19 protein-coding genes are annotated in these 21,557 nt (G+C 65.0%); 10 read left to right on the top strand and 9 right to left on the bottom strand.

All coding sequences use genetic code 11. From position 1 onward, the window contains the following. Positions 1 to 12: 12 nt before the first annotated feature. From purH to G568_RS0104315, 6 genes are all read left to right on the top strand, one after another. Positions 13 to 1,602, top strand: coding sequence for a bifunctional phosphoribosylaminoimidazolecarboxamide formyltransferase/IMP cyclohydrolase (gene purH / locus G568_RS0104340; RefSeq protein WP_026756880.1), 1,590 nt, complete (start codon positions 13 to 15; stop codon positions 1,600 to 1,602). 25 nt (positions 1,603 to 1,627) lie between these two features. Next, entirely contained in the window at positions 1,628 to 2,101 is a 474-nt protein-coding gene (gene lspA / locus G568_RS0104335) for a signal peptidase II (RefSeq protein WP_026756879.1), read from the top strand. A gap of 53 nt (positions 2,102 to 2,154) precedes the next feature. Further along, positions 2,155 to 2,682 carry a DUF3035 domain-containing protein gene (locus G568_RS0104330; protein ID WP_026756878.1) on the top strand — a complete coding sequence of 176 codons (528 nt, stop codon included), beginning with the start codon at positions 2,155 to 2,157 and terminating at the stop codon, positions 2,680 to 2,682. Positions 2,683 to 2,779: 97 nt separating this feature from the next. Beyond that, positions 2,780 to 4,114 carry a M16 family metallopeptidase gene (locus tag G568_RS0104325; protein WP_026756877.1) on the top strand — a complete coding sequence of 445 codons (1,335 nt, stop codon included), beginning with the start codon at positions 2,780 to 2,782 and terminating at the stop codon, positions 4,112 to 4,114. Then, on the top strand, positions 4,111 to 5,442 hold the full coding sequence (locus tag G568_RS0104320) for a M16 family metallopeptidase (RefSeq protein ID WP_026756876.1): 1,332 nt from the start codon (positions 4,111 to 4,113) through the stop codon (positions 5,440 to 5,442). The genes G568_RS0104325 and G568_RS0104320 overlap by 4 nt, the downstream gene beginning before the upstream one ends. Positions 5,443 to 5,535: 93 nt before the next feature. Further along, complete coding sequence (locus G568_RS0104315; protein WP_026756875.1) at positions 5,536 to 6,075, top strand: NADPH-dependent FMN reductase; 540 nt, start codon at positions 5,536 to 5,538, stop codon at positions 6,073 to 6,075. On the opposite strand, the gene G568_RS0104310 is transcribed toward G568_RS0104315, so the two are convergent. Next, positions 6,072 to 6,470, bottom strand: a complete 399-nt coding sequence (locus G568_RS0104310) for a VOC family protein (RefSeq protein ID WP_026756874.1) — start codon at positions 6,468 to 6,470, stop codon at positions 6,072 to 6,074. The genes G568_RS0104315 and G568_RS0104310 overlap by 4 nt on opposite strands. 41 nt (positions 6,471 to 6,511) lie before the next feature. Here G568_RS0104310 and G568_RS0104305 point away from each other — a divergent pair, with 41 nt between their 5' ends. Next, complete coding sequence (locus tag G568_RS0104305; RefSeq protein WP_026756873.1) at positions 6,512 to 7,318, top strand: HTD2 family dehydratase; 807 nt, start codon at positions 6,512 to 6,514, stop codon at positions 7,316 to 7,318. A gap of 42 nt (positions 7,319 to 7,360) precedes the next feature. On the opposite strand, the gene G568_RS0104300 is transcribed toward G568_RS0104305, so the two are convergent. After that, positions 7,361 to 8,395: an NAD(P)/FAD-dependent oxidoreductase gene (locus G568_RS0104300; RefSeq protein WP_037373671.1), complete on the bottom strand. Its 1,035-nt coding sequence runs from the start codon at positions 8,393 to 8,395 to the stop codon at positions 7,361 to 7,363. A gap of 53 nt (positions 8,396 to 8,448) precedes the next feature. Here G568_RS0104300 and mnmC2 point away from each other — a divergent pair, with 53 nt between their 5' ends. Next, positions 8,449 to 9,141 (top strand): tRNA (5-methylaminomethyl-2-thiouridine)(34)-methyltransferase MnmC2, encoded by a 693-nt coding sequence (mnmC2, locus tag G568_RS0104295; RefSeq protein ID WP_037373670.1) that lies wholly within the window; start codon positions 8,449 to 8,451, stop codon positions 9,139 to 9,141. After that, entirely contained in the window at positions 9,131 to 10,000 is an 870-nt protein-coding gene (locus G568_RS0104290; protein ID WP_026756870.1) for a DMT family transporter, read from the top strand. Before mnmC2 ends, G568_RS0104290 begins: the two co-directional genes overlap by 11 nt. On the opposite strand, the gene G568_RS0104285 is transcribed toward G568_RS0104290, so the two are convergent. Then, a complete protein-coding gene (locus G568_RS0104285; RefSeq protein WP_026756869.1) occupies positions 9,965 to 11,935 on the bottom strand; it encodes a lytic transglycosylase domain-containing protein in 1,971 nt (656 codons plus the stop codon). The two genes, G568_RS0104290 and G568_RS0104285, sit on opposite strands and share 36 nt — an antisense overlap. 167 nt (positions 11,936 to 12,102) lie before the next feature. Between G568_RS0104285 and dapA the strand changes: the two genes are divergently transcribed. Further along, positions 12,103 to 12,975 (top strand): 4-hydroxy-tetrahydrodipicolinate synthase, encoded by an 873-nt coding sequence (gene dapA / locus G568_RS0104280; RefSeq protein ID WP_026756868.1) that lies wholly within the window; start codon positions 12,103 to 12,105, stop codon positions 12,973 to 12,975. A gap of 78 nt (positions 12,976 to 13,053) precedes the next feature. On the opposite strand, the gene G568_RS0104275 is transcribed toward dapA, so the two are convergent. From G568_RS0104275 to glmS, 6 genes are all read right to left on the bottom strand, one after another. After that, the gene (locus G568_RS0104275; protein ID WP_026756867.1) at positions 13,054 to 14,238 is read right to left on the bottom strand and encodes an amino acid aminotransferase; all 1,185 of its coding nucleotides are present in this window, start codon (positions 14,236 to 14,238) and stop codon (positions 13,054 to 13,056) included. 1 nt (position 14,239) lies between these two features. Then, entirely contained in the window at positions 14,240 to 15,097 is an 858-nt protein-coding gene (gene sseA / locus G568_RS0104270; RefSeq protein WP_026756866.1) for a 3-mercaptopyruvate sulfurtransferase, read from the bottom strand. A 150-nt stretch (positions 15,098 to 15,247) separates the two neighbouring features. Continuing rightward, the gene (smpB, locus tag G568_RS0104265) at positions 15,248 to 15,724 is read right to left on the bottom strand and encodes an SsrA-binding protein SmpB (protein ID WP_026756865.1); all 477 of its coding nucleotides are present in this window, start codon (positions 15,722 to 15,724) and stop codon (positions 15,248 to 15,250) included. A 79-nt stretch (positions 15,725 to 15,803) separates the two neighbouring features. Then, entirely contained in the window at positions 15,804 to 19,103 is a 3,300-nt protein-coding gene (locus G568_RS18240; protein ID WP_037373668.1) for a VWD domain-containing protein, read from the bottom strand. A 208-nt stretch (positions 19,104 to 19,311) separates the two neighbouring features. Further along, a complete protein-coding gene (locus G568_RS0104255; RefSeq protein WP_051202740.1) occupies positions 19,312 to 19,668 on the bottom strand; it encodes a VanZ family protein in 357 nt (118 codons plus the stop codon). 47 nt (positions 19,669 to 19,715) lie between these two features. Beyond that, on the bottom strand, positions 19,716 to 21,536 hold the full coding sequence (gene glmS / locus G568_RS0104250) for a glutamine--fructose-6-phosphate transaminase (isomerizing) (protein ID WP_026756863.1): 1,821 nt from the start codon (positions 21,534 to 21,536) through the stop codon (positions 19,716 to 19,718). Positions 21,537 to 21,557: the final 21 nt, after the last annotated feature.

Raw genomic sequence — 21,557 nt, 5'->3', positions numbered from 1 at the left:
GGAACCCGAAAGATGACCGAGATGACCAAGCTGCGCCGCGCGCTGATTTCCGTATCCGACAAGACCGGCCTGATCGAGCTGGCGCGCGCGCTGGATGCGCGGGGGGTTGAGCTGATTTCAACGGGGGGCACAGCCAAGGCGATGCGCGAGGCGGGCCTGACGGTGCGGGACGTCTCGGATATCACGGGATTTCCGGAAATGATGGACGGGCGCGTGAAAACCCTGCACCCGGCGGTGCATGGCGGGCTATTGGCGCTGCGCGACAACGACGCGCATGTCGCCGCGATGACGGCGCATGGCATCGGCGCGATCGATTTGCTGGTGGTGAACCTCTATCCGTTCGAAAAGACGGTTGCCGAGGGCGCCGATTACGACACCTGCATTGAGAACATCGACATCGGTGGGCCGGCGATGATCCGCGCGGCGGCCAAGAACCACGCCTTCGTCAACGTCGTGGTCGACGTCGAGGATTACGACAAGCTGATCGGGGACATGGATCAGCACGGTGGCGCAACCTGCCCGAAATTCCGCCGAAAGCTGGCGCAGACGGCCTATGCCCGCACCGCCGCCTATGACGCGGCCGTGTCCACGTGGATGGCGGATGCCATCGGGGAGGCGGCCCCGCGCCGCCGCGCGGTGGCCGGGCAGTTGGCGCAAACCCTGCGTTATGGCGAGAACCCGCATCAAAACGCGGCGTTCTACGTCGATGGGTCGAACCGCCCTGGCGTGGCAACCGCCGAGCAGATGCAGGGCAAGGAACTCAGCTATAACAACATCAACGACACCGATGCGGCGTTCGAGCTAGTGAGTGAGTTCCTGCCCAAGGACGGCCCGGCCTGCGCCATCATCAAGCACGCCAACCCATGCGGCGTGGCGCGCGGCGCAACGTTGAAGGAGGCCTACTCGCGCGCCTTTCAATGCGACCAGACCAGCGCGTTTGGCGGTATCGTGGCGCTGAACTCCAAGCTGGACCTGGAAACCGCGCGGGAAATCGCGTCGATCTTTACAGAGGTCGTGATCGCGCCGGGCGCCGATCAGGACGCCAAGGACCTGTTCGCCACCAAGAAAAACCTGCGCCTGCTGATCACGCCGGGCCTTGCCAACCCGGCCGAGGCGTCGCTGACATATCGGCAGGTGTCGGGCGGGTTCCTGGTGCAGGACAAGGATAATGGCCATCTGAACATGAATGACCTGAAGGTCGTGACCAAACGCGCGCCCAGCGATCGGGAGATGGCCGACATGCTGTTTGCGTGGCGGGTGGCCAAGCACGTCAAGTCGAACGCCATCGTCTATGTCAACGACGGCGCGACCGTGGGCGTCGGCGCCGGGCAGATGAGCCGCGTTGACAGCTGCCGCATCGCCGCGCGCAAATCCGCCGACATGGCCGAGGCTTTGGGCCTGCCTGCGCCGCTGACGCAAGGCTCGGTCGTGGCGTCGGACGCGTTCTTTCCGTTCGCTGACGGGCTGCTGACCGCGGCCGAGGCAGGGGCGAGGGCCGTGATTCAGCCCGGCGGCTCGATGCGCGACGACGAGGTGATCGCCGCCGCGGACGAGGCGGGGCTGGCCATGGTGTTCACCGGCATGCGCCATTTCCGGCATTAGGCGTAGGGCACAAGGGAGGCACGAAATGACGCGGCTGGTATTCTGGGTCGGCTTTTGGGTGTTCTTGGTCGATCAGGCCTCGAAATACCTTGTCGTGCACTGGATGGCCCTGCGCGAGCTGGGGCGCATCGACGTGCTGCCGCCGTTCCTGAACTTGCGGATGGCGTGGAATACCGGCGTCAATTTCGGCCTGTTCTCGCAAGACAGCGATATCATGCGGTGGGGCCTTATTGCGCTGGCGCTGCTGATTTCCGGCGCGGTTCTGTGGTGGGTGCATCGCGACCCGCCCGGGCGCGTCGGCTTGGTCGCGGCGGGGCTGCTGGTGGGCGGTGCGATGGGTAACGTGGTGGACCGTATTCTTTACGGGGCGGTGGCGGATTTCCTGAACATGTCGTGCTGCGGCATTGCCAACCCCTATGCCTTCAACCTGGCGGATGCGGCGATTTTCGCGGGCGCCCTGGGATTGGTGTTTTTTGCCGGAGAGAAAAAGGCCCCGTGACGCCCGCCTTTCGATCCGCTAAGTCTGAGGGCGAAGAAATCAGGAGGGTGGCAATGCGGATGCCGCGCGCGATGATCTTGGTAGCGGGCCTGCTGTTGGCGGGCTGTTCGGGGGACGGGGCACCACCCGAGCTGCGGAGCTTGCAGCCACCGGGCGAAGGGCCCGACGAATTCTCGGTTTTGCCCAGCAAGCCGTTGGAAACGCCGGACAGCTATTCCAGCCTGCCAACGCCCACGCCCGGACAGGGCAACCGCACGGACCAGGACCCGGTCGCAGATGCGGTGGCCAGTTTGGGCGGGCGGCGCTCGGCGCTGCGCGAGGGCGGCCCCGTGCCGCAAAGCGACAGCGCGCTGGTGCAACACGCCACCCGCAACGGCGTGCCCGGCAATATCCGCCAGACGGTTGCCGCCGAAGACGAGGAATTCCGCCGTCGGCGCGGGCGCTTTACAGCGATCAAGATTGCCAACACCGACCGCTACAAGCAGGCCTACAAGCCGCAGATCCTTGATCCCTACGCGGCCTTGCAAAAGTATCGGCGGCTTGGGGTCGAGACACCTTCGGCGCCGCCCGGTGGTGGCTAGGGGCGCTGTCACATAAGCGTCAGGCAGCCTTGAAGCCACCGCAATGGCCTGTATCTAAGTGGATACGTCACCGCCACGACTTCGAGGAGGTCCATTCATGTTGAGCGCGATAGCGACCCTGCTGGGTTTGACCCTGTTGGCCCCTGCGGCGATGGCTGCCAGCGATCAGGTCACCAATTTTACCCTGGATAACGGGATGGACGTTGTCGTGATCGAGGATCATCGCGCGCCGGTCGCCGTGCACATGGTCTGGTATCGCGCCGGTGCGGCGGATGAGCCGCCGGGCGTATCGGGCGTGGCGCATTACCTTGAGCACCTGATGTTCAAGGGCACCGATACGCTTGAGCCTGGCGAGTTTTCGGCGACGGTGGCCCGGCAGGGCGGCAAGGACAACGCCTTCACCAGTCAGGATTATACCGGCTATTATCAACGCGTCGCCGCCGACCGGCTGGACCTGATGATGCGGATGGAAGCGGACCGCATGATGAACCTGCGGTTGGCCGGAAAGGACATCGTGACCGAGCGCGACGTGATTCTGGAAGAGCGCAACCAGAGGGTCGAAAACGATCCCGCCGCCCTGTTTCGCGAGCAAAAGCAGGCGGCGCAGTACATGAACCATCCCTACGGCATCCCGATCATCGGCTGGCGGGCCGAGATGGAGGAGTTGAGCCGCGAAGATGTGTTGGCCTTCTATCGCACCTATTATGCCCCCAACAACGCAATCCTTGTGGTGGCGGGCGACGTGACGCCGGACGAGGTTCGCACCCTCGCGCAAAAACATTATGGCGCCCTCCCGGCCAACCCGGACCTTGAGCCGCGCAGCCGCCCGCAAGAGCCGCCGCAAACCGCCGAGCGGCGCCTGGTCATGCGCGATGCGCGCGTCGGCACGCCCTATCTCAGCCGGTCCTACCTTGCGCCCGAACGCGACAGCGGGGCGCAGGAAAAGGCGGCGGCGCTGTCATTGCTGTCGGACCTGTTGGGCGGCGGGCAGACATCGGTCCTGGCGGAAAAGCTACAGTTCGATGCCTCCGTCGCGGTGCATACCGCGGCCTATTACAGCGGCACGTCGCTGGACGACACGACGTTCGACCTGATTATCGTGCCCGCCGATGGCGTTAGCCTGCAACAGGCCGAAGAGGCTCTTGATTCCGCCCTGGCCCAGTTCATGTCTGATGGCGTCGATGCGCAGGAGCTGGAGCGGATCAAGCTACAGGCCCGCGCTAGCCAGATCTATGCCCGCGATAACGTGCAGCGGCTGGCGCGGCGCTATGGCGGGGCGTTGACGCAGGGCCTGACCGTCAAAGACGTACAAGCATGGCCCGACATCATCCAATCGGTCACCGCCGACGACATCATGGCCGCCGCACGCGACGTGCTGAACAAGCGCCACGCGGTCACCGGCTACCTCGACAAGGAGGAGGTCACGCAATGATCCGACAAACCGTTGGTCCGCTCATGGCCGCCCTGTTGGCGGCGCTATTGCTGGCGGCGCCGGGCGCGCGTGCCGCTGTCGATATCCAAAAGGTGGAAACCCCCGGCGGCCTGACCGCGTGGTTGGTGGAAAACCACGACATCCCGTTTACCGCGCTGGAACTCCGGTTTCGCGGCGGCGCCGCGCTGGACAGCCCCGACACCGCCGGCGCGACCAACCTGATGAGCGCCCTTCTTGAGGAGGGATCAGGCGACATGGACGCGCGCGCCTTTGCCCGCGCCCGCGATTCGCTTGCGGCATCGTTCGACTATGACGCCACCTCGGACGCGGTGCGCATATCGGCCCGGTTCCTGAGCGAGAACCGCGATGAGGCGATCGAGTTGCTGCGGCAGAGCCTGATCAACCCGCGCTTTGACCAAAGCGCTATCGAGCGCGTGCGCGCGCAGGTCATGTCGAAATTGCGCGCGGACGCGAATGACCCGCGCCGCATGGCCTACAAGGCCTTCGACGATGCTGCGTTCGGCGATCATCCCTATGCCATCCCGACAAGCGGCACGCTTGATACCGCGCCGGACCTGACGCGGCAGGATATCATGGACGCCCACGCCGGCGCCCTTGCCCGTGACCGGGTCTATATCGGTGCGGTCGGGGATATCACCGAGGATCAGCTTGCCGCGCTGCTGGATAAGCTGCTTGGCGATCTGCCGGACAAGGGCGCGCCGCTGCCGCCCAAGGCCAAGCCGGATTTCAACGGCGACACGCAGGTCATCAAGTATGACACGCCGCAATCGGTCGCGGTATTCGGACAAGATGGCGTCACCCTTGACGATCCGGATTTCTTTGCCGCCTACATCCTCAATCACATCCTCGGCGGTGGCTCGTTCGAAAGCCGCCTTATGCAGGAATTGCGCGAAAAGCGCGGGCTGACCTATGGCATCAGCACCTATTTGGCCGATCGCGATCAGGCGACGCTGTGGATGGGATCGGTCGCGTCCAGCAACCAGACCATGGCGCAGGCGGCCAGCATGATCCGCAAGGAATGGGCGAAGATCGCCAATGATGGCGTCACCAAGCAGGAGTTAGAGGACGCCAAGACCTACCTGACGGGCGCCTACCCCCTGCGGTTCGACGGCAACGCCCCGATTGCGAACATCATCGTGGGCATGCAGATGCAGGGGCTGCCCATCGACTATGTCCAGACGCGCAACGACCGCGTGCGTGCGGTTTCCTTGGAGGATGTGAACCGCGTCGCGCGTGAACGCCTTGCGCCGGATGCGCTTTCTTTCATCATCGTCGGCCAACCGGATGGCATTGCCGCATCGAATTGAGGTGATCCGATCACAACGGCTGTGCGCCTGCGCAGCTTGTCACAGCGGCCAAAGCGGTTAGGTGTGTGTGTGAACGAGAACAACAGGTGCGAAATGTCGAAAATCAAACTTCTGGGCATGTCCGGCTCTCTCCGGCAAGGGTCTTACAACACGCAGCTTCTGCACGAGGCCGAGCGCCACTTTGACGGGGCCGAGATGACGCTGGCGGATCTGAACCTGCCGCTGCTCAACCAGGATATCGAGACGACCACCGGCATCCCCGAAACTGTGCAAACCCTTGCCGATCAGATCGCCGAGGCTGACGCGGTGGTGATCTCGACGACCGAATACAACAAGGGCATTTCCGGGGTTCTCAAGAACGCGCTGGACTGGATCAGCCGGACCAAGGAAAATCCCCTGCCCGGCAAACCCGTCGCGATCATGTCCGCCGCCGCCGGCCGCGCGGGGGGTGAGCGCGCGCAGGTGATGCTGCGCAATTGCCTGGTGGCGTTTCGCCCGCGCCTTTTGCAGGGGCCGGAATTGTTCGTGGCCAAGCCATCCAACGAATTCGACGAGGACGGCCGCCTGATCAACGCCTCCTACACCAAGAAACTCACCAGCCTGATGGAGGCCCTGCGCAAGGAAATCCCCTAGGCACGGTTGGCGATCTCGATCAGGTTCCCGTCGGGATCGCGGATATAAATCGACAGGATCGGCCCGGTCGCCCCCGTGCGCGGCACCGGACCTTCCTCAACCTCGATGCCACAGTCGGCCAAATGCCGCTGCCAGTCTGAAACAGGCTGATCGCTCAGAAAACACAAATCCGCCGCGCCGGGCGCGGGATGTGCCGCGTTGGGATCGAACTCGGCGCCGCGTTGATGCAGGTTGATCTTCTGCACGCCAAAGCGCAACGCAAAGCGATCCGGCCCATCGGCGGGTTGAAAGCGAACCGGCTCCATCCCCATGACATCGCGGTAAAACGCAATGGTCGCGCCGATATCGGCGACGGTCAGAACCAGATGATCAAGCACCTGAACGCGCGGCGTCATTTCCCGTTGCCCCCTCTCGTGCATCTGCCTAGGCTCCAAACATGCAAGATGAAGCCCCCTCGCCGGTTCGTCAAAGCGATATCATGGATCCCGCCCGCGCGGCCGCCTTTCTGGCGACGCTGGGGCGCGCGGGCACGCTCGCCGCGGGCGATCCCCTGCCGCCGTTTTTTCATCAGCTTTACTTCTGGCAGGCCCGCCCGCCCGGCGACCTGGGCCGCGACGGGCACCCGCGCCCCGGAATCGGCGCCATCCCGGATACCGGCCTGCCGCGCCGAATGTGGGCCGGTGGGCGGCTGGAGTTCCACGCGCCGCTGATCGCGGGCACGCCGGCGCAAAAGACCACGACGCTGCACGAAATCACCCGCAAGGAGGGACGCAGCGGGCCGCTGGCCTTTGTCACCCTGCGCCACGAGATCACCCAGATCGGGCAAGCGCGCGTGACCGAGTGGCAGGACCTCGTCTACCGCAACGACCCCGCCCCGGACGCACCCGCCCCCACGCCGCCAACCGCCCCGCGCGATGAGGACATATGCGAAGAGGCTGAGTTCAACAGCACGATGCTGTTTCGCTATTCGGCGCTGACGTTCAACGGCCACCGCATCCACTATGATCTGGACTATGCCCGCGATGTCGAAGGGTACGCCGGCCTGGTCACCCACGGCCCGCTGCTGGCGCAGCTCTTGATGCTTCTGGCGGACCGCGAACTGGACCGAATGCGCACCTTTTCCTTTCGCGCCACCGCGCCGCTCATGCATTTTGAGACGGCGCAGCTTTGCTGGAGAACCGGCGGAACGCTCTGGGTGCGCGGCCCCGATGGACGGCTTTGCATGAGCGCCAGCGCACACTAGGCTGCTTCATCTTGCCAAAATACTCATTGCGCCGGTCGCGGCTCAATAACTGGCCTCGGGGCGGAATCCGTCGGGGATGGCATCGCGCCCCTCCAGCACCAGGTCGGCCATCACCGCGCCCACCTTGGGCGCCATGCCAAAGCCGATCTTGAACCCGCCGTTGGCGATGAACTCATCCGCGCGCAAGGGATGCGATCCCAGGACCGGCGCGCGGGACCGTGCGCGCGGGCGCAGCCCGGCCCAACGCTCAATCACCTCGGCGCCCGCCAACGCCGGAACCGCGGCCTCCGCGCGGGCCAGAACCTCGTCAAGCTGCGCGTCGGTTTGCGAGGGGTCGTCGAAATCCCGTTCGCTGGTCGATCCGACGGCGACCGTTCCATCGGCATGCGGCACGACAAGGGCGCCACCGGCAAAGATCTGCGGGCAATCGCGCCGATCCAGGCGCAGCAGCGCCGCCTGCCCCTTGACGGCATTGCCGAACGCGCGCGGCCTCTGCGCGTTGATCTCCTCCAGCCCGGCAACGCCGGTGGCCCAAACCACGCGGCCCTGCGCCGCGCCCTCGTGCAGCACCTCGCCGCCCTTCGCGCGGATCGCCGCAACCAGCGCCGTGCAGGCCATGCGCGGATGTAGCCGCGCGCTCAGGCTGTCCTCGATCAACCAGCCGCTGGCGCTTTCGGGCGCCCACGCCCCAAGATCGCCGCGCGGACGCACGCGCCACTCCGCCATCCCCTGCCACAGCTCTGCCGCGCCTTGCGTGCGCTGCCGTGCAAGCGCAAGCGCGGCGTCGTCCGCGACCGGCTGCAACCGGCCCAGCCGGGCATAGCCCGCCTTGTGCCCCGAGACCTGCGCCACCTCATCCCAGAACCCCTGCGCCATGATCAGGCTGTCAAGCTGGAACGCCTTCTTGTCGTTCCATTGCTCGGGCACATGCGGGGCCAGCGCGCCGACCAATCCGCCGCTGGACCCCGCGCCGGGGCCATACGGGTCGATCACGCGCACAGTCGCGCCGCGGCGGGCGCAGGACCACGCCACTGACAGCCCGAATATACCCGCGCCATAGATCGTCACATCCGCCATTGCCATTGCCTGCCCTCCGCTGCATCCTCGCGCCATCTTTAACGGACGACCCCATGCAAGACCAGCAATCGCAAGTCGAATGGCGCGGGCGCGACGTGCCCGTCTCAACCCGTTTCGACGACCCATATTTCAGCCTCGAAGACGGGCTGGCCGAGACGGCGCACGTGTTTTTGCACGGCAACGGCCTGCCGGGGCGGCTCAGGCCGGGGTTTCACGTGGCCGAGCTGGGCTTCGGCACGGGGCTGAACCTGTTGGCGACGCTGGATCTGTGGCGGCGCAGCGGACAGGTGGGCACATTGCGGTTCACCTCGTTCGAGGCGTTTGCCCTGCCCGCGCCCGACATGATCCGCGCGCAGGCGGCGTTCCCCGCGCTATCGGGCATCGCGACCGAACTGGCGCCGTTCTGGCGCGCGGGCGCGACGCGGATCGCGCTGCCTGATCTGGAGTTCACCCTGATTGAGGGCGATGCCCGCGATACCCTGCCCGGGTGGGGCGGGATGGCCGATGCGTGGTACCTGGACGGGTTTTCCCCCGCCAAGAACCCCGAGCTGTGGCAACCCGCGCTGATGCAGGAGGTTGCCCGCCACACCGCGCCGGGCGGAACCGCCGCCACCTATACCGCCGCCGGGTTCGTACGCCGCGGGTTGCAAAGCGCGGGCTTTGCCGTCACGCGCGCCAAGGGCCATGGCCGCAAGCGCCACATGACAACCGCCAAAAAACCCGTGGAGGGCCAAGTTGCACAATGAAATCAACACGCGGCTCGGGATAGGGCTGATGATCCTGACGACCTTCATCTTCGCGATGCAGGACGGCATCTCGCGCCACTTGGCGGGGGAATACAACGTGCTGATGGTCATCATGATCCGCTACTGGTTCTTCGCCGCCTTCGTGATCACCATTGCCGGGCGCAAGGCGGGGGGCCTGCGCGCCGCCGCGCGTACGACACAGCCGATCCTGCAATCGTTTCGCGCGCTGCTGTTGGTGACCGAGATCTGCGTGATGGTCCTCGGGTTCACCCTTTTGGGCCTGATCGAAAGCCATGCCGTCTTTACCGCCTATCCGCTGCTGATCGCGGCGCTGTCAGGGCCGGTTCTGGGCGAGCGGGTCGGCTGGCGTCGCTGGGCGGCGATCGGAGTGGGGTTCATTGGGGTGATGATCATCCTGCAACCGGGGTTTGGCGTGTTCCGCGTCGAGGCGGTTGTGCCCTTGCTGGCGGCGTTCATGTTCGCGCTTTACGGCCTGCTGACGCGCTATGCCGCGCGCCGCGACAATGCCGCGACCAGCTTTTTCTGGACCGGGATCGTTGGCGCAATCGGGATGACCGCCGCCGGCGCCTGGTTCTGGGAGCCGATGACAGGCCCCGATTGGGGTTGGATGGGGCTGCTGTGCATCACCGGGGCGTTGGGGCACTGGACCCTGATCAAATGCTACGAGGTGGCCGAGGCATCGTCGGTGCAGCCCTTCGCCTACCTGCAACTGGTGTTCGGCTCCATGCTGGGCCTCACCGTGTTTGGCGAGGTGATCCGCACCAATGTCGCCATCGGTGCGGGGCTGATCGTGGGGGCGGGCCTATTCACCCTTTGGCGTGAGCGGCAGAACGCTTGATCCGACAAGCTCCTCGCTGAACGGAACCGGGTGCGGATCACGGCCCAGACGCGCGCGGTAAATGGGCAGGGATTCGGCCACGCGCATGACGTAGTTGCGCGTCTCGCGGAACGGGATGTGCTCGATCCAGTCGATCACGTCCATGCCGCCCTCGCGCGGGTCGCCGTTCTTATCGATCCAGCGGGGCGGGCGCGCGGGGCCGGCATTATAAGCCGCCGACACCATCACCACGTTGCCGCCAAACTTCCACCCCAGCCGCGCGAGATAGGCACTGCCCAGCCGCGCATTGTAGCGCCAATCATCCAGCACGCGGCGCGTGTCGTGATCGGACCGGCCAAGCGCCCGCGCCATGTCCGAGGCCGTGCCCGGCAGCAGTTGCATCAGGCCCAGCGCCCCGGCGCCACTGGCGACGCGGTGGTCGAACTCGCTTTCGCGGCGGGCAATCGCCAGGGCCATTTCCATCGGCACCGGCAGGTCCATCTGTCGCATGGGGTGCAGCGCGTAATAGGGCCCCGGCAGGATGATGCCCCGCCCCGCCGCCAGCTTGCCGATCATGACGGCAAGGTGCGGCTGATCCAGCTCGATCGCCATCGCGCCCATCTGGCCCAGTGCGGTGCGGTCGAACCCATCGGCCAGATGCAGCAGGAACCGCTCCGCCAGCGACACCTCGCCCGCGTTCATCGCCAGCAGCCCAACCCGGAACAACGGCGCACGGGTGAATTCGGCCTCCCGCCAGGGGGCAAACGCCTCGGTGCCCGCAAGCGCCGGATCGGGGGATAGCCCCGCAGCCTCGGCCGCCAGAAGGCCGTAGAAGCTGGTTTGATGCGCGGCCCCGAGGGCAAAAGCGGCGCGCGCGGCCTCATCATCGCGCCGCGCCCGATGCGCCCGGCCCAGCCAATAACCCGCCCTGCCCAACGAGATCGGCGTGCTGACCGCATCCCTGAACCGCTCGAAATGGGTAAGCGCAAGGTCGGGGTCATCCAGGTAGCTAAGCGCCAGGTATCCCGACAGCCACTCAAGATCGGCGAAATTCGCGCCCTCGCTCAGGTGGTGCGATGCGGCGATCTTGTAGGCGGCGCGCCCCTGCCCCTCGCGCATGCGGGCACGCGCCAGCCAGCGCCGCCAACCGGCCCACCGTTCCGGTTTACCCAGCGCCTCGGCGCTTTCGCTGCGTTCTAGCAACAGCGCGATGGCGTCGTCGCTGCGGCCCTTGCGGATGCGCCACAGGAATCGCTCATGCGCGAGGCCCGGATCATCCGACAGGGCATCAGGCACCGCCGCGATCAGGTCATCAACACCGGGACGACCCGCGCGCAAGGCCAGCCGCGCCTCGGCCAAGGCCTGCCAACCATCGGGCAACAGCGGCAAGAGGGCTTGCACTTGCTCGGGGTCGTCTTGCCAAAGCAGCATGTCAACGCGCGCCACGTGATGCGGCGACAGCAGGTCGTCATGCGCGGTTAGCATCGCCTGCTGATCCTCGACCGTCATATCCAGCGTCCGCCACGCCAGGACCAGATCAGCCTGCGCATCCCCCAACCGCCCCGCCGATTTTAGCGCGCGCGCATGGGCCAACGCCCCCGCCCCGGTGCGCGGACGATTGTCCCCTGCAAAAAGGCGCAAGACCTCGGCGTCATCGGCGGCGTCCAGCATCCCCTCGGCCCGCAGGCGGATCAGGCCAAGACCGGGCCAATCGCTGTGCGCGTCAAGAAACGCCAGCGCCTCGGGCAGGGTGCCGGCGCCATCGCGCAGGCGCGACCATTCGATCAGAGGCACGGCGGAGGGCCCGGCGCGGCGTGCAAGCTGCGCCGCGATGTCCCAGTTTCCCGATTGCGCCGCCTCCAACGCGCTGGACAAGGGGCGCGGCCCCTCCTGTGCCATGGAAACCGGCGCGGCAAACGCAAACGCCACGGCAAGGAACAATGAAATCGGGCGCATGCGTCTTGCCTTTCCATTCCGACAGGGGATAGACAGCCGCAGCTTAATTGCGCACCGCGCGCGGGGCAATTCACGAACTTGGCAGTGGATCAAGCCGCGGTTAGGGTGCGCTCATCCCAATGCGGCAGGGTAATATCCCGCCACCAACGAAAACGAAGGAGCGTGTCATGTTCAAAGGGTCCATTCCTGCCCTGGTGACGCCGTTCAAGAACGGCGAGCTGGATCTGGAGACGCTTCGCAAACTCGTGGACTGGCACGTTTCCGAAGGATCATCCGGCCTTGTGCCCGTCGGCACCACCGGCGAAAGCCCGACGCTCAGCCACCGCGAACACGAGCACGTCATCGAAGAGGTGGTCAAGGCCGCGGCGGGCCGCATCCCGGTGATCGCCGGCGCGGGATCCAACAGCACCCATGAGGGCATCCGCCTGATCCGCCACGCCGAAGAGGTGGGCGCGGATGCGGCGCTGGTGGTCACGCCCTATTACAACAAGCCCACGCAGGGCGGGCTTTATGCGCATTTCAAGGCCGTGCACGATTCGTGCAACTTGCCGATCATCATCTACAACATCCCCGGCCGCTCGGTCATCGACATGAGCCCCGCAACCATGGGCGAGCTGGCCAAGCTGCCGCGCATCGTGGGGGTCAAGGACGCCACCGGCGATCTGGCCCGCGTGCCGCGCACGCGCATCACCTGCGGCACCGATTTCATCCAGTTGTCGGGCGAGGATGCCACCGCGCTTGGCTTCAACGCGCACGGAGGCGTGGGCTGCATTTCCGTCACCGCCAACGTCGCCCCGCGTCTCTGCGCAGAGTTTCAGGCGGCCACGCTGGCCGGTGATTATGCCACGGCGCTGGACCTGCTTGACCGCCTGATGCCGCTGCATGACGCCGTGTTCACCGAGCCGGGCGTCGTCGGCGTCAAATACGCGATGTCGCGGCTGGGACTGTGCAGCGCCGAGGTGCGCCTGCCGCTGGTAGAGCTAAGCCAAGAGACCCGCGAGTTGGTGGATAACGGCCTGCGCCACGCCGGGCTGCTGTGACCTGACGCGCGCATAAATTGAATGCGCGCGCAGATCACCCTGCGCGCGCCAAATTTCCAATGCTCTGGCCTGCGCCAATCAAATCCCGCAGTCGATGATCGCCTTTGCCAACACCGGCACGGTATCCCGGTTCAGCCCGGCGATGTTGAGCCGCGAATCGCCCACCATGTAAATTGCGTGTTCTTCGCGCAGCTTCGCCACCATCTCGGGGCTGGTGCCCAAGCGCGAGAACATGCCGCGATGCTGCGCGATGAAGCCGAACCTGTCCGAGCCCGACAACCGCTGCAATTCACCTGCAAGTTGCTCGCGCAGACCCAGCATCGAATTGCGCACATCCTCCAGCTCCGCCGCCCAATCGGCGCGCAGCTCCGGCGTTTGCAGAATCATCGTCACCACCCGCGCGCCGTGATCGGGCGGGAAGGAATAGTTCTGCCTGTTCAGGTAGTTCAACGTGCCTTGGGTCAGGCCGCGCAGATCGCTGTCCTGCGCCACGGCCATAAGGATGCCGGTGCGCTCGCGATACACGCCAAAGTTCTTGGAGCAGCTCGCCGCGATCAGGCATTCGGGCACCATTGAGGCCACCAGTCGCGTCGCGGCGGCGTCCTCTTCCAACCCATCGCCAAATCCCTGGTAGGCGATGTCGATCATCGGCATCGCGCCTTTCTTCAGCATCAGGTCAATCACCGCCTGCCACTGCGTCAGGTTCAGGTTGGCGCCGGTCGGGTTGTGGCAGCAGCCGTGCAACAAGATCACGTCGCCCGCCTTTGCCTGCTCCAGATCGGCCATCATGCCGTCGAAATCGACGCCGCCCGTGGCGCTGTCGAAGTAGCGGTAGGTGACGGTCGGCATCTCCATGAACTTGAGAATGCTCAGGTGGTTCGGCCATGTCGGATCAGACACGAAGATACGCGCATCGGGATTGGCCATGCGGATCATCTCGAACGCCTGGCGCACCGCGCCTGTGCCGCCCGGTGTGGCCGCCGCGGCCACCTGTTCCCGGCTAACAGCATCACCCAGAACCAGATCGACCATCGCGTCGCCAAACGCCGGATCACCCGCCAGCCCGACATAGGCCTTGGTGGTCTGATCCTGCCAAAGCTGCTTTTCGGCGGCCTTGACCGCGCGCATCACCGGGGTGACGCCCTCGGCGTTCTTGTAGACACCGACGCCAAGGTCGATCTTGCCCTCGCGCGGGTCGTCCTTGTACATCTGCATCAGCTGCAGGATCTTGTCGGCGGGTTGTTCTTTCAGATTGCTGAACATCTCAGGCGTCTCCTGTGGCGACGGGCACGGTGGGGAATGCGCCCCATTCCGCCCATGATCCGTCATATAGCGAATGATCTGTCTTGCCGATCCGTTCCAGCGCAAGGCTGATGATGGCGGCGGTCACACCCGACCCGCAGGTGGTGATCGCGGGCTTGCTCATGTCAACGCCCGCCGCATCGAACACGGCGCGCAGATCGTCGGGCGATTTCATGGTGCCATCGGCGTTCAGCAGATTGCGGTAATACACGTTCCTGGACCCCGGCACATGGCCCTTGCGCAGGCCCTCGCGCGGCTCTTCTTCCTGCCCGGAAAACCGCCCCGGCGAGCGCGCATCGAGGATCTCGTAATCGCCCAGTTTGGACGCCGCCGCCACCTGCGTGACATCCTTGACCATCTGGTTTTGCCGGCGCACCGTCATGTGCCTGTCGCGCACCATAGGCGGCATGTCCTCCACCTCGCGGCCCTCGGCGACCCACTTGGCCATTCCACCATCCAGAACGGCAATGTCCGGCTGACCCATCAGGCGGAAAAGCCACCATACCCGCGCAGCGGAAAACAAGCCTTGCGTGTCATAGACCACGACCTGATGCCCGTCGCCAACGCCCATCGCACGCATGCGCGACATGAACTTTTCCACCGGCGGGGCCATGTGCGGCAAGTCCGAGCGCAGATCGCTGATCTCGTCTATATCAAAGAACCGGGCACCGGGAATATGCGCGGCCTTGTATTCGGCATAGGCATCGCGTCCCTCGTCCGGCATGAACCACGTCGCATCCAGAATCCGAAGATCGGGATCCTTCATATGCGCGGCCAACCACCCTGTTGAAACCAGCGTCCTCGGATCGTCATGTGCCATGGAGACCCCCGTTTTGTATCCCCCATTGCCTACATCGGGGGGGCCGCACTGGCAAGACCGTGAGCGCCCTGCGCCAGCATGCAAATTCATCTTGCCCGAAATACTCCGGGGGGGCGCGTGCGCAGCGCGCGCCGGGGGCAGCGCCCCCTGCTACCCGTGATCCTTGAGCAGGCGCTGCTTCTGGCGGCTCCAGTCGCGCTTGGCCTCGGTTTCGCGCTTGTCGTGCTTCTTCTTACCCTTCGCGATCCCGATCTTGATCTTCGCCAGGCCCCGGTGATTGAAATACAGGACCAGCGGTACCAGGGTCATGCCCTTGCGCTGCGTCGCGTTCCACATCCGCGCCAGTTCCTTGCGCGTGGCAAGCAGCTTGCGGCGCCGCCGCTCTTCGTGCTTCCACGTCTTCGCCTGCTCGTATTGCGGAATATGGCTGTTGACGAGCCACAGCTCGCCATCCTCAACCGCGGCATAGCTTTCGGCGATATTGGCGCCGCCCTGGCGCAGGGATTTCACCTCGGACCCTTCAAGGACGATACCGCATTCGATATCTTCTTCGATCGCGTAATCGAACCGCGCGCGGCGGTTCTCCGCGATGACCTTGTAGTTCGGATCTGCTTTGAGCTTGGCCATGATCGCGCGTCCTATCTTGGGCGGCGGCTACTGTCCACTGCATAGTTCCGGGCTAAGGCCTGCTGGTTCAACCCCCGGCTCATGCCATGTCGACATTCCCGATCAAGATCGCCGTCATGTCCAGGGTGTGATCGCCATAAATCGGATCGAGGTCCAGTTGAATTGCCGGAGCCGCCATCGTGCCTACATCCGCGCTGGTGGTATCCGTGCCGGGCGGCAGGAAAAGCCAACGGGGCTCTGCCCCGGGCGATTCCAGGCCCACCGCGTGCCGCAGGATTGCCAATGCGTCGGCGACGGTCACCGCGCCATCCCCATTCATGTCGGCGGCCAAAAGATGCATCGCCCCCGCAGGCCCCCAACTCGGGGTCAGGCCAACCGACATGCGCAGCGCCTCAAGCGCATCGGCCACCGTAATCCCGGTGGAGCCGCCTGCGTCGTAGATCTTGGTCACTCGCACCTGCCCGGCGGTACCGTCGCCCAGATCCAGGCGGTATTGCCCCGCGCTGGCTTCGCCCAAGGCCTGCGGTGCGGTTGCCAGATCCGCGACGAACGTCACATCTGCGCCTTCCAAGGCCATGGTGCTGGCGCCGTCCGATATTGCAACAGAAAGCGCCGCACGGCCTTGGCCTTGCTTCAGGACCATTGCCTGCTCGGTATCGTCGGCGGGCAGGGCATCCAATGCCGCATCCAGATAGGTAAGATCGCCATTCGTCACCAACAGATCAAGAACCGCGTTGTCGAAGGTTGATGTGCCGGGGAAAAGCCCCGCCGCCTCGGCCTGTAGGCTCGCCTCGGTGATTTCGGCTGCGCTGAAATCCCCAAGCAAGACCGCATCGGCAGGAAAATCCGACAGGTAAAACCCGTCCGGCGATTCCCCGGGGTCATAGGAAAACAGGCTCTGATCAAGGGTTTTGACACGCCAATCGTCGCTATAGAGACCGTAGAGGTCACCGGGCGCGAGGGGCCGGTCGAGGGCGGTGCCACCCGCGAGGGCGATGTCGTTGTTGGGGTTTGCGTCCCCATCGCCAAGCAGCCCCTGCAAGCGCCCGCCATAATCCGCGCGGTTCAGGGTGGCTCCGAAATCCACCCGGTCGCCGCGCAGGGTTGCCGACACGCGGCTATCGCCCGCGTTCACGATGCCATCGGCCCCCGCAAAGACCAGCGAATAGGTTCCATCGGCCAAATAGAGCCTATCAAGGCCTATATCGACATATCCGTCGGCCCCGATTGACGTTGCAACGCCGTCGATCGAAAGCGGCGTATCATCCGCCGCATCGATCATGACCTCGCCCGCCGCAGTCCGGATCGCGATGGCCTGATTGGTTGTCACATCCGGACCCGCCGCCGTTAGCCGCGCCTGCACTTCAAACCCTGCCTGCAACCCGGTGTCGCGCAACAGGACGAACTCGCCCGCCGCGTGGAAATCATAGCCAACGCCGTCAAATGTGCGCAGATGCATGTCGGCCCACGCCCACATCGCCGCGTCCTCTGCAGGCGGGTCTGGCGGCATGGTTAGGGCCTGAGCCCCGGTGTATTGCGCCAGGTCCACGAGGCCACCCGCGAACTGGGCCACCTCCACACCGGTCAGCCAATCCGCGCCATCCGCAGCCAAGCCGCCCACATGCGTGATCCACAGGCCGTTACCACTGGAATCAACCTGTATGTCATACTCGCCCACCGGGGCGAAATATACAGCCGTGTCATGCCCGGTGCCGCCTGACAGCATGTCATCGCCGCCGCCGCCAATCAGGGTGTCATCGCCGGCATACCCATTGATGCTGTCGGCCCCCTGCCCCCCGGTCAGGACGTCAGTCGAGTCCGTCCCGTCGAGCAAAAGCGCATCAGGCTCGGGGGGCACCGTGGTTAACGTCTCGAACGGCATATACCGGGCAGGTCCCAGCAGATCGAGGGCGCGCAGCACGTCCGCAGCTAGCGGCGTACCATCGGCAGTTTGTATGCCAAGCACCTCATATCCAAACTGAATTTGGGCGCCGTCTGCAGTCTCGGCAATCTCCAATTGGTCCGTGTTGCGCAGGAATGTCCACGCCGACAAATCGATCCGATCGATACCGGGCTGAAAGTCCGCGATAAGATCTGCCTGCCCATCCTGCGACATGACAAAGATATCCGCACCAGCGCCACCATACAGGGTATCGGCACCTCCCCCGTCGCCGATCATGTCGGCCCCGTCGCCTGCGCGCAGATCATCGTCGCCCGCGCCCCCGATCAGCAGGTCGTCAAATTGCCCCCCTGCGATCAGGCCACCGGCACCGCCCACCGCGATCACCCCGCCCGCAGTTTGCAGATCATAGCGCAGCGTGGTCAACCCCGGCTCGCTCTCGCTGCTGACCAGGACACTCAGGGCACCGTTCGCCCCGGTCAGGGCGATCGCCGATGGGTTATCCAATGTCATCCCAAGCGTGTCGGCCTGCGTCGCAAGTATCACAAGGCGCCCGCCGGGCAGCATCTCGAACAGGCTCAAGCCGTCATCCGATCCTGCGGCGGCAATGTAAGCACGCCCGTCGACAACGACCGAGTCGATCAGGGTCACCCCAGCAAAGCGGCTGTCGCGCCCATCCATGATGTGATCGCGCAACGTCAGGTCGCCCGTATGATCCACTTCGAACACGCTCAGCGTGCTGCTGCCAGAGCCGCCGACAATGGCGAAATCGGACCCGTGCGCCGATATGGTCGACAAGACACCGGGGGCGTTGATGCCGACCCCCTGCGCCGCGCCCAGGCGCGCAACCTCGGTCAGTTGACCCTGGGCGTCCGGCAGGTAACTGATCAAGGCATGATCGGCCTCCGAGGTTGCCAACACGATGCCGCTTGCGCTGTGCGCCAGTGCCGAAACGGATGTCTCAAGCGCAGGCGCGGGCGCGGCAAGAGTGGTGAGCGTCCCCCCGGCCACCCGCCACGCCAGCGGCGCGGGCGCCCCGGCCACAAATCCATAAAGGACAGGATCCGTGCCCCCGGGAGGGACCTGCGAAAAAGCGCCCTGCAACCTATCGGGCGGCAGATCACCAGACAGGGCAAGCGCGGCACCGAATGTGCCATCGCTGGCCAAATCCACAATGTGAACGCCGGTCGTCCCGAACCCGGAGAAAATCGCAACATCCTGCCCGTCCAATGTGCCGATGGACAAATCACGCGTCACCCCGACCGCCATGCCCTGCGGCAAAGGCACGGCATCGGCTTGCCAAGGGATACCGTCCGCACCAATGCGATAGGCGCGGGCGCCCGACAGGTCGGGGCCATCCACGACATATGCGACCGGCTCATCAGCCGCCGCATGCACCGTGATTGCCGAGACCCCTGACAGGTTCACGTACTGCGCGCCTGCAAGGGCGGCAACAAGTTCGAAAGACGAGCCCCCCATGGCACACCTCACCCATATCCACCGGGCGTAATGGTGCACCTCGAATGCGCGCGAGCGCGGCACGGCCTGTGACGAAACAGGGGCGTTTGTCGGCAACTCTAGTCGAATTGCATATAGCAACCGCGCGCCCCATCAGCGCGGATCAGCGGGTTTTCAGACGATCAATGAGGTGTGAAACGCCGCGGCGCGTGTCAGCCGGGTACGCCCATTACGGCCCTGTTCGCGCGGCCAATATACGGTTGAGCATCAGGCCAATCCCGACCCCCGCCAACGCCCCGATACCATCGGCAATCAGGTCGGCCCCTTCGGCAAAACGCCCGGTCAGGGGCTGTATCAGCTCCAGCGCCCCGCCAAACACGATCACACACAGAACAACGCCCAAGACGCGGCCCGGATATAGCATCGCCGCAGGCACGCTCAGCGCTCCAAAGGCCAGCATGTGATGCAGCTTGTCGCTACCGCCCGGTTGCGGAATGGCCTGCGCCGGCATCAGCATCGCGACCGCGATAAATGCCGCCAGCCCCCATATCGCGGCCCGGAGCGCCGGCCGCCACCGCGTGGGCACGTGTGTTTGTCCTGTTGGCATCGCCCCTCCTTGGCCCAGCCTCCCGGCTATTCCACCGTGACCGATTTGGCCAGGTTGCGCGGCTGATCCACATCCGTGCCCTTTTCCACCGCCGTGAAATAGGCCAGCAACTGCACCGGCACAGCATAAACGATGGGCGCGAAAATGCTGTCGAACGTGGGCATTTCTATCCCGTTCCAAAGCCCCTCGCTGGCCAACTCCAGGCCTTGCGCGTCGCTGATCATCGCGATCTGCCCGCCGCGGGCCATGACCTCTTGCATGTTCGACACCGTCTTGTCGAACACGGCATCATGCGGGGCCAGCACGATCACCGGCATCTCTTCGTCAATGAGGGCAATGGGGCCGTGCTTCAACTCGCCGCTGGCATAGCCCTCGGCGTGAATATAGCTGATTTCCTTGAGCTTGAGCGCCCCCTCAAGCGCCAGCGGAAACATCACGCCGCGCCCCAGGAACAGGGCATGACGGCGGCGCGCCAACTGGCTGCTGACCGCCTGAATCCGATCCTCGCAGCGCATCGCCTCGCTCACCATGCCCGGCACGTGCCGAAGCTGCGCCTCCAGCGCCTCGATCCGGGTGGTGTCCTGCGTGTCGCGCTGCTCAGACGCGCGCAGGGCCAGCACCGCCAGAACGACAAGTTGACAGGTGAACGCCTTGGTCGATGCGACCCCGATTTCCGGCCCGGCAAGGATGGGCAGCGCAATATCGCTTTCCCGCGCGATCGAACTTTCGGCCACGTTCACGATCGCCACGCTGCGCGCCACCTTGCCCGCGCAATAGCGCATCGCCGCAAGCGTATCGGCGGTTTCCCCCGATTGGCTGACGAAAATGGCCAGCGTTCCCTTTGACAGGGGCGGCTCGCGATAGCGGAACTCGGACGCGATATCGACCTCGACCGGCAGGCCCGCCAATTGTTCGAACCAGTATTTCGCCACCGAACACGCCAGCGCCGCAGTGCCGCACGCCACCATCACGACGCGATCTATATCGGCGAAATCCACCCCCTCGCGTAGCAATTGACGGCCGGTTTGATCGCGCAGGTAATACTCGGTCGCCTCGCCCAGAACCGAAGGCTGCTCGGCTATTTCCTTGGCCATGAAATGCTTGTACCCGCCCTTGTCGGCGGCATTGGCATTCACGCGCACCCGCTTGCGCGGGCGGCTGACGGGGTGAAACCCAGCATCAAGAAAATCCGCGCCGGCCCGGGTGATGACCGCGATGTCGCCCTCTTCCAGATAGGTGATCTCGTCGGTCATCGGCGCCAGCGCCAGCGCGTCCGAGCCGACATACATCTCCTGCTCGCCCCAGCCCACGGCAAGGGGGCTACCCTTGCGGGCGGCGATGATCAGGTCTTCTTCGCCATCGAACAAGAAACACAGGGCATAGGCCCCTTCCAGCCGCGCCACCGTCAGCTTGGCCGCCTCGACCGGGGTGCTGCCCTGCTCCATGTACCAGTTGCACAGCATCGCAACGGTTTCAGTGTCGGTATCGGTTTCCGGGACCACCTGGTGTTCCGACAGAAAGGCGCGCAAGTCGCGGAAATTCTCGATGATGCCGTTATGCACGACGGCAACCCGGCCGCGCGCGTGCGGATGGGCATTGGATTCGTTCGCCGCCCCGTGCGTGGCCCATCGCGTGTGCCCGATGCCCGCCGTGCCGCGCAGTGGCTCATGCACCAGGATATCCGACAGGTTCACCAACTTGCCCAGCGCGCGGCGGCGTTCCAGGCGGCCATCGCTGATGGTGGCAATGCCCGCACTGTCATAGCCGCGGTATTCCAGCAGCTTCAGCCCCTCGACCAGTATCGGCGCGGCCTGATGCTTGCCCAATACGCCTACAATCCCGCACATAGCCTATCCATCCGTTTCTTG

Origin of the sequence: Sediminimonas qiaohouensis DSM 21189 (genome assembly GCF_000423645.1) — a bacterium.
In the GTDB taxonomy this organism is placed as follows: Bacteria; Pseudomonadota; Alphaproteobacteria; order Rhodobacterales; family Rhodobacteraceae; genus Sediminimonas; species Sediminimonas qiaohouensis.
The sequence above is the reverse complement of the archived record's forward strand: the minus strand, read 5'-3'. Positions and strand labels throughout refer to the sequence as shown.